Genomic DNA, 12,511 nt, shown 5'->3' on the forward strand with positions numbered 1-12,511 from the left:
ACGTCGGATGTCGCGCCCGTTTTTTTATTCTTCAATTATCAGGCGCTTTCGTCTGAATGATTTCCTGGACCAGGGAGGCCCATAACAATCCCTGCGTGGTGCCCCCGGCATACGTTGCCCCGGCCACGATTTGGTTGTAGGCGGACCAGTGGACGATTGAGAGACCGTCTGCGGTGCCGGGCCTGGCGCATTCGATGATTTGCAAATCGCCTCTTTCGATTGCCCTGCGATAAGACACTGGAAAGTGCCGAGAAACAACGTCCAGGCATGCCGTCAATATCTGCGCCTTGCATTCCGGCGTCGAATCGGGAGGAACTTGCCCGCCAGAGACAAGAATGCAGCCCTCGTCCAGACGGCAATTCATGACGCCAATTGGCAGATCGTATTGCAGCTTGAGTCCATGCATTTCGGCACCTTCACCGCCGACAGCACGCAGCTTGAAAAACCAGCCGATGATTGCGATAGCTTCCGGTTCTTCTATGCCCATAGCCGTGACGACAAAGTGTTCTCTGCTCAGATCAGCAATTTGGACAGGGTTTAGGTACTCGGGTCGAAACTGAACCCCAGAGCGCTGCAACAGCGTTACTAACTCATCCATTAGCCGGGTAAATTCCAGCTCGTAGCCCGATACCTGAATAGCTCGACCGATCCCTGGAATTCCATAATTTGTCTGAAATTGACGTTGACTGATCTCGACAGCTTCACCTCCCCGCTTGCCGCTTGGCCAGCACCTATGTTCGATAGCCTTTTGCTCGCGGATTGCGGCCTCTACATCACTGGCCTTATCACCGTAGGCGCGCACAATCCCTGGCCGCGCGAATTGCGCCAGCGAGGGGTTGTCGGCCAGGAACTTTTCGAATAGCTCGATGCCTGCGCGATTGCACTCAACGGCTAAATGCTGATTAGCGGGCGTCAGATAAGCGTTGTGCAGCGGCTTTGCCGTCGTCTCGGTTGCTGACAGATGACGCATGTTCACAGGCTTATGACTGGCGCCATCACTAGACTGGGTTCCTCCGTAAACCATAACTTCATAATTGGCCAGGCGGAACATCAGGGCTTGGAAAAGGCCGTTGACTCCTCGGCCGATGATCGATACGCGCGGCGCACCTGTATCTGCCTGCTCAGCGGGGATCGTCATCGAATGCGTCAATCTGCGGCTGACCACGCCGCGCAGGGCCATCAAGCTCAACTGAACAGAGACCGCGTAATCCAGGTCGCATTTGCAGGCTTCGGTGGTTGCCGCCTGGGTCGTCAGCGTCGCCGGTTTGCGCCACGTGCAGATATTGCAGCCGAGTGTTTGGGTGCGTATTCGAAACGCGTCCAGTGTCTTAGGGCCGTAGTCCAATACCAGCTGCATATCTTCAGCCGTTGCCAGGCTCTGCAAAGCGTCATCGCTGAAGACGTCCGGCTTGGCGACGCAGACGAGGCGAGCGTTTTTATGTAAACCCTGGATGAGAGACCGATCAATGCGATGAGCGGATTCATCGTTCAGGGACAGGCAAATGGCCACGGCATAAGCGTCATGCAATGCCCCGCGCCAGTCTGCGACAAATGACACTCTGGAATGGCACAGGGTGTTGCCGCTGCTATCCGGCGCTCGCCCTTGTCTGTTGATAACCTTGATCCGAACATCCGGATCTCGATCAAGTAACAACCGGACAAGTTCTTTTCCCACATTGCCATATCCCATCACGCAAACATCGCGGGGCATGGAACCATCGGCCAGTGTCAACCAATAGGCGATATAGGCTGCGACATGCGCAGCATTGACCCCAGGCGTATTGACCACTCGTATATCGTTCAGCGCACACAGTTCAAGTGCCACCTTATCCAGACTCGTTCCCCTGCGGACTAAATGGAGGGTTCCAAATGGGTGGGATATGCGCCATTGGTCGATGACGTCCGCATCGATAATCTGGTCCCCGACAATGAGGGTTGAAGGCCGCAAAAGCCCTATCTGCATGAGCAGCGCTTGCTTGGTCAGTGTAGGTGGGAAAAATACGACGTTGGCGGGCGCATCAGCCTTCCAGCCTCTGGACACTGGGGCGATGTGCAGAACATTTCCGGTGGTGGCGATCAATGACGCGGCAACTGGGGGAACGCAAGAGAGCTTCATTGCTTGTCTCCAGGAACGCTGACTTACTTTTAATCCGAGGAAAGCTACGTGCTTGGTTGCAACCTAAGCGCATAATTTGGATTGAAATAAGCCAGCCGATTCTGAAGAACAGGTAGTCCGGTTCCGACACTTAGAGTTATGAGAGCTGTTGTCGCGAAAGAAACGTCGCATGTCGCGCCCGTTTTTTTACCTTGCACAAAACAACTGTGGGAGCGGGCTTGCCCGCGATAGCGCTGTGTCAGTCAAGTTTTTATCGACTGATACACCAGTATCGCGGGCAAGTCCACTCCCACATTCTAAACCTGTTGCTACCTTAGCTTAGCGGCGACGCGGACGACGCTGCTCGTCATCCGTGCGAATCGGAATAGGCTGCAGCGGCGGTTCAATCAGGCCCAGCGCAACGCCGAGGTCGTGGAGCCAGTTTTGAATTTTCTCTTTCATGGTTGCCCCCTTTGAGGGTAATGCGGCTAGGCGGGAATTCTGTCGCCTTTTCCTACAGTGATAGTAGCTCTAAGTCTTACGTAATGCTTGAACGAAACCACAACGAACTATTACAGGATTGATCCGAATCCTGACGGATCGTTCAAGCAATCGCGCGCGTGTCTTGCAGGAAATCGGCCTTGCCCTCTTGTTGCAGATCGATCCATGCATTGAGGTTAGCGCCGAGCATGCCCTTGCGCCACATCAACCAGGTGGTGGCAGTGGCAAAAGGCCCGGTCAACGGATGAACGGACACGCTGTCCTTGCCTGGCAGGCTGTCGAGCATTGATTCTGACATCAATGCCACGCCGGAGCCGGCGATCACGCAGGCGAGCATGCCTTGGTAAGACTCGATCTCGATGGCACGCCCCATGGCCACACGCTCGTGGGAAAACCAGGTTTCCAGGCGCGCGCGGTAGGCGCAACTGCGTCGGAAGGTGAACACCGAACGGCCGGCGACATCCTGGGGGCCACGCACGGGCGGGTGATCCGCCTCGCAAATGATCACCAGACGCTCTTCGCACAGGGGCACGCCGTCCAGCGTCGCGATCGTTATCGGGCCATCCACGAAGGCCGCGTCCAGACGCCCGGTGATCAAGCCCTCTAGCAACTCGCCGCTGGGCGCCGATTGCACCTGGAGGTTCACCATCGGATACGCCTTGTGATAGCGCGCCAACAGTTTGGGCAAATGCACGGCGGCCGTGCTGTACATGCTGCCCAGCACAAAATCGCCTGCCGGTTGCCCACCTTGCACCGCGCCGTGGGCTTCATCATGCAGCGCCAGCAGACGGGTGCTGTAGTCCAGCAACACTTTGCCCGCAGGAGAAAGCTGCAAGCGCTGGCGTTCGCGCACGAACAACTCGACGCCAAGTTGCTCCTCCATCTGCTTGAGCCGTGTCGACAGGTTCGAAGGCACTCGATGCAGGCGCTCAGCCGCGCGGGTAATGGAGCCCTCTTCCGCCACGGCCTGGAAAATCCGCAATTGACTGAACTCCATACCTTTCTCCAAAACTGAACAAGTTACTCACTATTATTCATTTTTACAGAAAGTCAATCCGCTTTAGCCTACGGTCATTCGCTACCCCGTAGGACACCTGCACATGTCACCGCTGATTCGCTTAACGGCCAGCTTTATCGCCCTGATGATGGCCATGGGCATTGGGCGCTTCGCCCTCACCCCGCAGATGCCACATTTGCTCAGCGAGGGGCAGATTGACCTGACCGGCGCCGGCCTGATTGCGGCCGCCAACTACCTGGGCTATTTCGTCGGCGCGGTGGACTCGATCTTCGCCCGCAGCCATCACCACATAAAAGCGCGTTTGTATGGCGGGCTGTGGCTGTGCGTGCTGCTGACTCTGGGGTCATATTGGGCGCATGGGTTCTGGCCGCATTTACTGCTGCGCTTTGGCACCGGCGTGGCGAGCGCCTGGGCGCTGGTGATGATCACCAGTCTGAGCCAGCCGCTGGCGATTGCCGCCGGGCGTCCACGTTTGGGGGCCTTAGTGTTTGCCGGGCCCGGCTTGGGGATTCTGCTGACCGGGTTGCTGGCACTGGGTTCCAATCTGTTGGGCGAAGACTCTGCGACCTTGTGGCTGGTCTATGGCGTGGTGGCATTGGTGATGTTGCTGGCCATCCTGCCCTTTTTACCGAAGCCGACCGTGACGGTGGCCCATGCCACCCGCGCGGGCAGCAACGCCAGCATTGCACACCTGTGCTGGATCTACTTCTTGTATGGCCTGGGCTACATCATCCCCGCAACCTTCTTGTCGCAGATGGCCAGCGCGCAGTTCAAAGGCGCCTGGCAAGCCGACCTGTTCTGGCCGTGCTTTGGCCTGGCGGCGGCGCTGGGTGTAGTGGTGGCGAGCCTGCGGCGCAAGGACCCGAACACCACCCGCCGCTGGTTGATGACGACCTTGTGGCTGCAAGCGGCCGGCGTATTCGCCTGCCTGCTGGGCAATGGCTGGGGCCTGGCGCTGGGTGTGCTGCTGTGTGGTGCGCCGTTCCTGGCGTGCATGCAACTGGTGATGGCGCGTTTGCGCGAGGTGGCGCCCCACGGCTACCAGCGCAGCACCGGGCTGCTCACCGCCAGTTTTGCTATCGGCCAATTGTGCGGCCCATTACTGGCCTCGGTGAGCAGCCACGTGAGCGGCGGCCTGCAACCGGCCTTGATCTTTGCCGGTTGCGGCTTGGTGGTGGCAGGTGCGGTGTTGGTCAACCGGCAACCAGCGACCTTGGCGCACGAACCTGTTCACGCCGTGCCAGCACCAGGAAAAACAGCCCTCCCAGGAAACACCCGGTAAACCAGGCGAAATTGGCCATGCCCTGCAACGCGGGCGTGAAGGTGATCGCGACGCCCACCAGCGTCGCCGGCACCAAGGCTTTGACGGCTGTCCAGTTCACGCCGCCGTCGAAGTAATAACGGCCGCTCGGGCTGTCGTCGAACAGGGCATCCACGTCGATTTTCTGCTTCTTGATCAGGTAGAAGTCCACGATCAAAATCCCGAACAGCGGCCCGATAAACGCGGCGAGGATATCCAGGGTGTAGTGGATCATCAGCGGGTTGTTGAACAGGTTCCACGGCGTGATAAAGATCGAGGCCACGGCCGCGATCATGCCACCCGCGCGCCAACTGATCTTGCTCGGCGCGACGTTGGCGAAATCAAACGCCGGTGACACGAAGTTGGCGACAATGTTGATGCCGATTGTGGCGGTCACGAAGGCAAAGGCGCCGAGCAGCACGGCCATGCTGTTGTCGATGCGCGAAACCGTGGCGATGGGGTCATGCAACATTTCGCCAAACACCGGCAAGGTGCCCGACACGATGACGACGGTCACCAGCGAGAACGCCAGGAAGTTAACCGGCAGCCCCCAGAAATTGCCACGTCGCACGTCGTGCATGCTGCGGCAGTAGCGGCTGAAATCACCGAAATTGAGCGTAGGCCCGGAGAAGTACGACACCACCAGCGCCGTCGCCACAATCACTTGGCCAAACGCCTGCCAGCCTGACAGGGATTTTTCCGCCAGAGTGAAACTGATATTCGACCAACCTGCCTTCCACACAATCCAGCCGGCCAGGGCAAACATCACCGCATAGACCACTGGCCCCGCCCAGTCGATAAAGCGGCGGATGGACTCCATGCCCGCCCAGAATACGGCTGCCTGCAACGCCCATAAGCTGAGGAAACCAAACCAGCCCAGGTAAGACAGGCCCGCAAAGTGCGGCTCTGCATACACCGCCATCTGTGGAAAAAAGCGCAGCACTACGATAATCAAGGCACTCGACGCCAGGTACGTCTGGATGCCGTACCAGGCCACGGCGATCAAACCACGAATCACCGCCGGAATATTCGCCCCAAACACGCCAAATGCCAGCCGGCAGATGACCGGGTATGGCACCGCCGCTTGCTGGCTCGGCTTGGCCACCAGGTTGGCAATCAACTGCACGATGCAAATGCCGACGAGCAAGGCGATCAACACCTGCCAACTGGCCAGCCCAAGGGCAAACAGGCTGGCGGCGAACACGTAGCCGCCGACGCTGTGCACGTCGCTCATCCAGAAGGCGAAAATGTTGTACCAGGTCCACTTTTGCGGCAGCGGCCCGAGGTCCTGGTTGTACAGGCGCGGGCTGTAGCCTTTGGGCAATTGTTCGGTCATCGCTTGGCTCCTCGAAATACCGGCCTGCGCTGCCGTAACGGTGTGCATACGGGAGGCGGCATGGTTTGTATACGAGGTAGTCAGCAGAATGCGTGCCAATGGCACACAATCTCTCTAAAACAGCGTTCCAAAGAGGTTTGCGAGCGCCTATAGGCGGGGGTTGTGCTCAGCAACGGTGCAGGTCAATCCTGTACACAATCAACGCTGCACCCGATGTGCACACAGATAGCCGACACTGCAGCAGACCGCCGTCAGGAAGGTGCCCCAGGCCATGTCCATCAGCGCCAACCCGGCTGACCAGCCTTGCAGCGTGGCCCAGTTGCTCAGGTCATAGGTGCCGTAGGCCACCAGGCCGAGCAGAGCGCCAAGGCGTGCTGCTCGTTGCCAACTGCCGCTTTGCAGGACCACGAACACCACGCAACCGAGGGCATACAGCAGATAAAACAGCACGGCGGGCAGCCAGCGGGGCTGATCAAGCATCAGCGCGCCGAGCAGGGATTTGTAGGTCGGGCCCATGAAGACGCCGAGCCAGAGGCCGTCGAGCACCAGAAACGCGAGTAAGGTGCCGAGGTAAGCGAAGCATAGTTTGCGGGTCATGGTTGCAGCCTCTGTAGGCGCCGAGCGGCACCTACAGAAGAGCAAAACGCGATCAGCTTAGTTCAATGCGATCGGCGTGAATCACAATCTGGCCCTGCTTGTAGAGCGCACCAATGGCCTTCTTGAAGTTGCCTTTGCTGACACCGAACAAATTACTGATCACCGCCGGGTCGCTCTTGTCGCTGACCGGCAGGCTGCCGTTGTTTTCACGCAACTTGGCGAGGATCTTCGAGTTGAGGCTGGAGGCCGCTTCCTGGCCGACCGGCTGCAGGCTAAGGCTGATGTTGCCATCGGCGCGGATCTCTTTGATAAAACCTTTCTCTTCCTTGCCCGGGCGCAGGAACTTGAACACTTCGTTCTTGTGGATCAGGCCCCAGTGCTTGTTGTTGATGATCGCCTTGAAGCCCATGTCGGTGGCTTCGGCCACCAGCAGGTCGACTTCCTGGCCCACCTGGTAGTTGGCAGGCGTCTTATCCAGGTAGCGGTCAAGTCGCGCAGTGGCGGTGATGCGTTTGGTGTGCTTGTCGAGGTAGACGTGCACCACGCAGTATTCACCGGCGGTCAACTGGCGTTTCTCTTCCGAATACGGCAGCAACAGGTCTTTTGGCAAACCCCAGTCGAGGAAGACGCCGATGCTGTTGACTTCGACGACTTTCAAACTGGCGAATTCGCCGACTTGAACTTTCGGTTTTTCAGTCGTCGCGATAAGTTTGTCATCGCTGTCCAGATAAATGAAAACGTTAAGCCAGTCTTCATCTTCACTGGGAATATCCTTGGGGATATACCGATTAGGCAAGAGGATTTCGCCATCTTGCGCACCATCCAGGTACAAACCAAAGTTAGTGTGTTTAACCACTTGCAAGCTGTTGTAGCGCCCGACTAAAGCCATTTCCAGATACCTTCGTTACGTGGGCGGCATTCTACCCGAGTTGCGGCCGCCACGCGCGTGCGCCTGAAAAATCGCGGGCCAGCGTGGCCGGGTAATGGCACCGCCCCGCTCGTCTGATCAATCGATCGAATTTTGCCGGTGGCCAGCAGCCGAACAAACCCTGTGGTTTCGAGTTAAAACAGTAAGTTAGCGGTTTATTTAAAGGTCAAACTTTGGCCGATTACAGCGGCTCGCGTAATTCCCAGGGGATATTTGCCAAGCAATTGTCAAGTATTTCCTGTACGATGCCTGGCCAAGTTAATTTTCTACAGGTTAGTGGCCGCCATGCGCGTAAAAGCATCCAATAGCAAAGCAAAGCCAGCTCCCGCCGTTGAAACCAGCGAATCGATCAACAGCCAAATTGCTGCTTTCCTCAAGTCCGGTGGCGAAATCCAGCAAATTGCCAAGGGCGTGAGCGGCCAGACTTTCGGCCCGTCCAAGCAGATCAGCCTGGGCAAAAAGTAATACCCGCGCGTCGCATCTAGCTCCTAAGCGCCTTGCCTTTCAAGGCGCCAGGACTAGAGTCTGAAACACCCTTCTGCTACATCTCCTGATGCACCAATCGACGAACGGGGCTCACCGCGAGGCATTCGCCGGTATGCTTGCACCCGTCTAGCACGGGCATCTGTCCGATTTTTTCGTAACTGCTCCTCGCTTTTCATGGAGTGAAGCATGCTCAAGCCCTGCTTGTTTCTCATCGCTGCCCTTGCGGCAAGCCCCCTCGCACACGCGCAGATTTTTCAGCGTGAACTGGGTGATTTCGACCTCAAATTGGGCACCACGCCCAGCCGCAGCATGGCCCAGGGCTTGGTCAAGCCCACCTCGCCGGGCAGCGATTCCTTCCACGGCGGCCTGGACCTGAGCCACGACAGCGGCCTGTATTTCGGCCAGTTTTCGCCCAATATGGGCCTGTCCTCAGCCAACAACCTCGAACTTGACTCCTACATGGGCTTCAAGCGCCCCTTCGACCAGACCCTGGGCTACGAAGTGGGCATGATCCACTACAGCTACCCCAAGCTCAGCCCGCTCGACAGCCAGGAGTTCTACGGCGGCCTGAACCTGCTGGGCAATCGCTTCGGCGTGTCCTTCAGCAACGACCCGGATCGCCAGGACAGCACGCTGTTTGCCGACCTCGGCGGTACGCAGCCGTTCGGCATCGGCGTCAGCATGAAATACACCACCCACCAACTCGGCACGCCGGCGGCGGTAGAAGGCGGCACCATCAGCAGCTTCAGCGACTGGTCGGTGCAGTTCTCCCGCGCCTGGAAAGGCGTGGACCTGGACCTGATCTACAGCGGTTCCAGCCTCAGTGGCGGCGACTGCTCGGCCTACTCCGGACACAATTCGCAATGCGACGGCCTGTTGACCTTGAAAGCCGCACGGTCGTTTTATTGATGGGCTGAACTGTCGCGCCCCGCGCAGGTTCACATGCATGAACCCTTCCTGCGCAAGGACACGCCCATGCTGCGTCGGCTCAAATTACTGGTGGTATTACTGACGTTGAGCCTGGTGCTCGCCGGCTGCAATCGCGTAGGCCTGGCCTACCGCAACCTTGATGTGATCATCCCCTGGACCCTCAACGACTACCTGGACATGAACGCCGGGCAAAAGAGCTGGTTCAATGACACCCTCAAGGAACACCTGGCCTGGCACTGCACCACTCAACTGCCGGGCTACCTGGACTGGCTTGATCGCCTGCAACAAATGGTCGACAACAACCAGATCACCGACGCCGCGCTGCAAGCGCGCACCGTCGAAGCCAAACAAGCCATCGCCGAGGTTGCCCGCGAGATCACGCCGTCAGCCGTCCAGTTGCTGCAGGGCCTGGATGATCAACAAGTCAAAGACATGGGTGATGCGCTGGCCAAAGACCTGCGCAAGCGCCAGGACGAATACCTCAAACCGCCGCTGGCTCAGCAGATCAAAGAGCGCGCCGAGCGCATGAGCAAACGCCTGGATGCGTGGATGGGGCCGCTGAGTGCCAGCCAGCAGAACCGAGTGACGGCATGGTCAATCGCGCTGGGTGAACAGAATCAGAAGTGGATCGGTAATCGCGCCCATTGGCAGGCGCAATTTATCGACGCCTTGCAGCAGCGTCACAGCGCTGACTTCCCACAGAAAATCCAACAGTTGCTGGTCGACCGCGAGAGCCTGTGGACCCCGCAATACCGCACCGCCTATGCACAGACCGAAGCCGCTGCCCGCGGCCTCATCATCGACTTGATGGCCGAAAGCACGGCGCAGCAGCGCCAGACACTCACACAAAAAATCGGCAAGGTTCGCAGTGACTTTCAGGCCCTCAAATGCCTCAAGGCCGCCTCGATTTAAAATGTGGCAGCGAGCTTGCTCGCGAATGCGGTGAATCAGTCGATGAATCTATTGACTGACACACTGTATTCGCGAGCAAGCCCGCTCCCACATGTTTAGTTAGAGTGTGCTTTTTCAGGCAATCTGCGCCTTGGAAGCCACTTCGGCAAACGTCGCCGGGTCCAGCGCGTCGGCCTGCTCGTCCAGCACTTGGCGCGGGTGGTCGTTGCCCGGAATTGAGCTGTCGATCAGGGCCAGCAGCTGCGCGCCCAGCGCCGTGAGGATGAAGTTCTCACCATTGCCGCCCTCTTCTTCCGGGCGCGATTCAATGAAACCACGCTTGAACAACAGCGCTTCGTAATCGGCGGCGGTCTTTTTCAACGCGTCCAGATTACCGGTGGATTCGCCCGCCGTGGCCTTCTCGGCCGCCTCCTGCTCGGCGTATTTGCGCGGCGCAAAGCTGCCTTCCCCATTCTGCACTTCATGCAGCAGTCGCTCGATCAGATCCCAGTTATAAGTCGTCATCCTGATTCCTCCTGCGGGCAGATTAAAAGGTGGCCCGTTAGAAGTAGTGACACGACCGTGCTCTGGCCGTTCACCCGAATAGACAAGCGTCATTTCTCTGAACTTTCCAGACGTTCGCCCCCTCAACTGCACATTACTGCCAAGGAGGTCCGACCATGAAAACCCTGATGAACCTGGCCATCGCCGCCACGCTGCTGAGCGCCCTGCCTGCCTGGGCCTGCACGCCGGAAGAGGCCACGGCCAAACGCGAACAACTGGCCAAGGAAGTGACCCGGCTGACCCAGCAAAACCCGGCCAAGGCCAAGGAAATCAACGATGAGTTGCAGCACATGAACCTGGAAACCGCCAGCGCGGACCTGCCGGACAAGTGCCAACTGATCGACCAGCGCCTCAAGGAGCTGAAAGATGCGGCCGACAAAGCGAAAAATTAACCACCACAAAGGGACGCGGAGCGCCCCTGGCGGCATTCACGCGCAGAGCGTAGGAACGATTAACTGAGGGCATAAAAAAACCGGACAGCGTCCGGTTTTTTTGTATCAGCGGCCTTATTCGGCAGCTGGCGCTTCTGGCTTGCGGCGCTTGAGCGGCGCCATGCCGTCCTTGCTGACGAGCGACAGGTTGTCGGTCTTCGGCCGGTTGGCGATCTTGCGCTTGGTCGGCGACTTGGCACCGGTTTTCTTCTTGTCGCCCTTGGCGTCGGTCTTTTTCTTCTTCACGCCAACGGCTTTGCCCGACGCCTTGACCTTCTTCGGCCCGGTGTAGGTGCCTTTGACTTCCTTGATGGAGCGGCGCTCGAACGACTGCTTGAGGTAGCGCTCGATACTCGACATCAGGTTCCAGTCGCCGTGGCAGATCAGCGAGATGGCCAGGCCATCGTTGCCGGCACGCCCGGTACGGCCGATACGGTGTACGTACTCGTCGCCGCTGCGGGGCATGTCGAAGTTGATGACCATGTCCAGGCCATCCACGTCCAGGCCTCGGGCGGCAACGTCAGTGGCGACCAGGATCTTCACGCCGCCGGCCTTGAGGCGGTCGATGGCCAGCTTGCGGTCCTTCTGATCTTTCTCGCCGTGCAGCACGAACGCCTTGTATTCCTGCGCCACCAGACGACCGTAGATGCGGTCGGCTGCTGCACGGGTATTGGTGAAGACGATGGCCTTCTGATAGGTCTCGTTGGCCAACAACCAGTTCAGGATCTGTTCTTTGTGTACGTTGTGGTCGGCCATCACGATCTGCTGGCGCGTGGTCGCGTTCAGATCGCTGACGTTGTTGACCTGCAAGTGCTCAGGGTTGTTCAGCACCTTGGCAACCATGTCGCGCAACGTCGAACCGCCGGTGGTGGCGGAGAACAGCATGGTCTGCTGGCGATTGACGCACTCGGCCACAAGGCGCTGCACATCGTCGGCAAAGCCCATGTCGAGCATGCGGTCGGCTTCGTCGAGCACCAGCACTTCGACTTCCTTGAGGTCGAGGTTGCCGGCGTTGAGCTGCTCGATCATGCGGCCTGGAGTGCCGATCAGGATGTCGGGCACCTTGCGCAGCATGGCGGCCTGGACCTTGAAGTCTTCACCGCCGGTGATGATGCCGGACTTGATGAAGGTGAACTGCGAAAAGCGCTCCACTTCCTTCAAGGTCTGCTGGGCCAGCTCGCGGGTCGGCAGCAGGATCAGAGTCTTGATGCTCACGCGGACTTTGGCCGGGCCAATCAGGCGGTTCAGCACCGGCAAGACAAAAGCGGCGGTTTTACCGCTGCCGGTTTGCGCCGTCACCCGCAGGTCACGCCCTTGGAGCGCGAGCGGGATGGCCGCTGCTTGCACAGGCGTAGGCTCGACAAATTTAAGCTCGGCCACGGCTTTGAGCAGGCGTTCGTGCAGGGCGAATTGGGAAAACACGGGTGCTACCTC

Annotated in this window: 13 protein-coding genes; 5 read left to right on the forward strand and 8 right to left on the reverse strand. The window is 58.6% G+C overall.

Going from position 1 to position 12,511, the window contains the following annotated elements; all coding sequences use genetic code 11:
* Positions 1-31: 31 nt before the first annotated feature.
* The 3 genes from BFP92_RS13115 to BFP92_RS13120 all read right to left on the reverse strand — a co-directional run bounded on the left by BFP92_RS13115 (position 32) and on the right by BFP92_RS13120 (position 3,593).
* Positions 32-2,116, reverse strand: coding sequence for an FAD-dependent oxidoreductase (locus BFP92_RS13115; RefSeq protein ID WP_065929803.1), 2,085 nt, complete (start codon positions 2,114-2,116; stop codon positions 32-34).
* A 318-nt stretch (positions 2,117-2,434) separates the two neighbouring features.
* Positions 2,435-2,557, reverse strand: coding sequence for a PA1414 family protein (locus BFP92_RS32280; protein WP_017134862.1), 123 nt, complete (start codon positions 2,555-2,557; stop codon positions 2,435-2,437).
* A gap of 142 nt (positions 2,558-2,699) precedes the next feature.
* The gene (locus BFP92_RS13120; RefSeq protein ID WP_056861481.1) at positions 2,700-3,593 is read right to left on the reverse strand and encodes a putrescine utilization regulator PtrR; all 894 of its coding nucleotides are present in this window, start codon (positions 3,591-3,593) and stop codon (positions 2,700-2,702) included.
* Between the two features lie 103 nt (positions 3,594-3,696).
* Here BFP92_RS13120 and BFP92_RS13125 point away from each other — a divergent pair, with 103 nt between their 5' ends.
* On the forward strand, positions 3,697-4,896 hold the full coding sequence (locus BFP92_RS13125) for an MFS transporter (RefSeq protein ID WP_065929804.1): 1,200 nt from the start codon (positions 3,697-3,699) through the stop codon (positions 4,894-4,896).
* Here the strand turns inward: BFP92_RS13125 and BFP92_RS13130 are convergent.
* The 3 genes from BFP92_RS13130 to BFP92_RS13140 all read right to left on the reverse strand — a co-directional run bounded on the left by BFP92_RS13130 (position 4,808) and on the right by BFP92_RS13140 (position 7,736).
* The gene (locus BFP92_RS13130; protein WP_065929805.1) at positions 4,808-6,250 is read right to left on the reverse strand and encodes an NCS1 family nucleobase:cation symporter-1; all 1,443 of its coding nucleotides are present in this window, start codon (positions 6,248-6,250) and stop codon (positions 4,808-4,810) included. The two genes, BFP92_RS13125 and BFP92_RS13130, sit on opposite strands and share 89 nt — an antisense overlap.
* Before the next feature lie 198 nt (positions 6,251-6,448).
* Entirely contained in the window at positions 6,449-6,847 is a 399-nt protein-coding gene (locus BFP92_RS13135) for a DUF2177 family protein (protein WP_058422121.1), read from the reverse strand.
* A gap of 52 nt (positions 6,848-6,899) precedes the next feature.
* Positions 6,900-7,736, reverse strand: a complete 837-nt coding sequence (locus tag BFP92_RS13140) for a CvfB family protein (protein ID WP_028617391.1) — start codon at positions 7,734-7,736, stop codon at positions 6,900-6,902.
* Between the two features lie 324 nt (positions 7,737-8,060).
* Here BFP92_RS13140 and BFP92_RS13145 point away from each other — a divergent pair, with 324 nt between their 5' ends.
* The 3 genes from BFP92_RS13145 (at position 8,061) to BFP92_RS13155 (ending at position 10,103) form a co-directional block, all read left to right on the forward strand.
* Entirely contained in the window at positions 8,061-8,240 is a 180-nt protein-coding gene (locus tag BFP92_RS13145) for a hypothetical protein (RefSeq protein WP_003193095.1), read from the forward strand.
* Positions 8,241-8,447: 207 nt separating this feature from the next.
* On the forward strand, positions 8,448-9,170 hold the full coding sequence (locus BFP92_RS13150; protein WP_065929806.1) for a TorF family putative porin: 723 nt from the start codon (positions 8,448-8,450) through the stop codon (positions 9,168-9,170).
* A gap of 66 nt (positions 9,171-9,236) precedes the next feature.
* Entirely contained in the window at positions 9,237-10,103 is an 867-nt protein-coding gene (locus tag BFP92_RS13155; protein WP_065929932.1) for a DUF6279 family lipoprotein, read from the forward strand.
* A 114-nt stretch (positions 10,104-10,217) separates the two neighbouring features.
* Here the strand turns inward: BFP92_RS13155 and BFP92_RS13160 are convergent, their stop codons facing one another.
* Positions 10,218-10,607, reverse strand: a complete 390-nt coding sequence (locus tag BFP92_RS13160; protein WP_017134854.1) for a hypothetical protein — start codon at positions 10,605-10,607, stop codon at positions 10,218-10,220.
* Between the two features lie 155 nt (positions 10,608-10,762).
* On the opposite strand from BFP92_RS13160, the gene BFP92_RS13165 reads away from it, so the two are divergent.
* The gene (locus tag BFP92_RS13165) at positions 10,763-11,038 is read left to right on the forward strand and encodes a hypothetical protein (protein ID WP_065929807.1); all 276 of its coding nucleotides are present in this window, start codon (positions 10,763-10,765) and stop codon (positions 11,036-11,038) included.
* 114 nt (positions 11,039-11,152) lie between these two features.
* Here the strand turns inward: BFP92_RS13165 and BFP92_RS13170 are convergent, their stop codons facing one another.
* Complete coding sequence (locus tag BFP92_RS13170) at positions 11,153-12,499, reverse strand: DEAD/DEAH box helicase (protein ID WP_065929933.1); 1,347 nt, start codon at positions 12,497-12,499, stop codon at positions 11,153-11,155.
* Positions 12,500-12,511: the final 12 nt, after the last annotated feature.

The sequence above is a fragment of the Pseudomonas sp. 58 R 3 genome (assembly GCF_900006605.1).
GTDB classification, from domain to species: Bacteria; Pseudomonadota; Gammaproteobacteria; order Pseudomonadales; family Pseudomonadaceae; genus Aquipseudomonas; species Aquipseudomonas salomonii.

Bases quoted from the DNA above. Each gene is read 5' to 3' on its own strand.
- BFP92_RS13115 (WP_065929803.1), bottom strand. From the start codon at position 2,116: ATGAAGCTCTCTTGCGTTCCCCCAGTTGCCGCGTCATTGATCGCCACC.
- BFP92_RS32280 (WP_017134862.1), bottom strand. From the start codon at position 2,557: ATGAAAGAGAAAATTCAAAACTGGCTCCACGACCTCGGCGTTGCGCTG.
- BFP92_RS13120 (WP_056861481.1), bottom strand. From the start codon at position 3,593: ATGGAGTTCAGTCAATTGCGGATTTTCCAGGCCGTGGCGGAAGAGGGC.
- BFP92_RS13125 (WP_065929804.1), top strand. From the start codon at position 3,697: ATGTCACCGCTGATTCGCTTAACGGCCAGCTTTATCGCCCTGATGATG.
- BFP92_RS13130 (WP_065929805.1), bottom strand. From the start codon at position 6,250: ATGACCGAACAATTGCCCAAAGGCTACAGCCCGCGCCTGTACAACCAG.
- BFP92_RS13135 (WP_058422121.1), bottom strand. From the start codon at position 6,847: ATGACCCGCAAACTATGCTTCGCTTACCTCGGCACCTTACTCGCGTTT.
- BFP92_RS13140 (WP_028617391.1), bottom strand. From the start codon at position 7,736: ATGGCTTTAGTCGGGCGCTACAACAGCTTGCAAGTGGTTAAACACACT.
- BFP92_RS13145 (WP_003193095.1), top strand. From the start codon at position 8,061: ATGCGCGTAAAAGCATCCAATAGCAAAGCAAAGCCAGCTCCCGCCGTT.
- BFP92_RS13150 (WP_065929806.1), top strand. From the start codon at position 8,448: ATGCTCAAGCCCTGCTTGTTTCTCATCGCTGCCCTTGCGGCAAGCCCC.
- BFP92_RS13155 (WP_065929932.1), top strand. From the start codon at position 9,237: ATGCTGCGTCGGCTCAAATTACTGGTGGTATTACTGACGTTGAGCCTG.
- BFP92_RS13160 (WP_017134854.1), bottom strand. From the start codon at position 10,607: ATGACGACTTATAACTGGGATCTGATCGAGCGACTGCTGCATGAAGTG.
- BFP92_RS13165 (WP_065929807.1), top strand. From the start codon at position 10,763: ATGAAAACCCTGATGAACCTGGCCATCGCCGCCACGCTGCTGAGCGCC.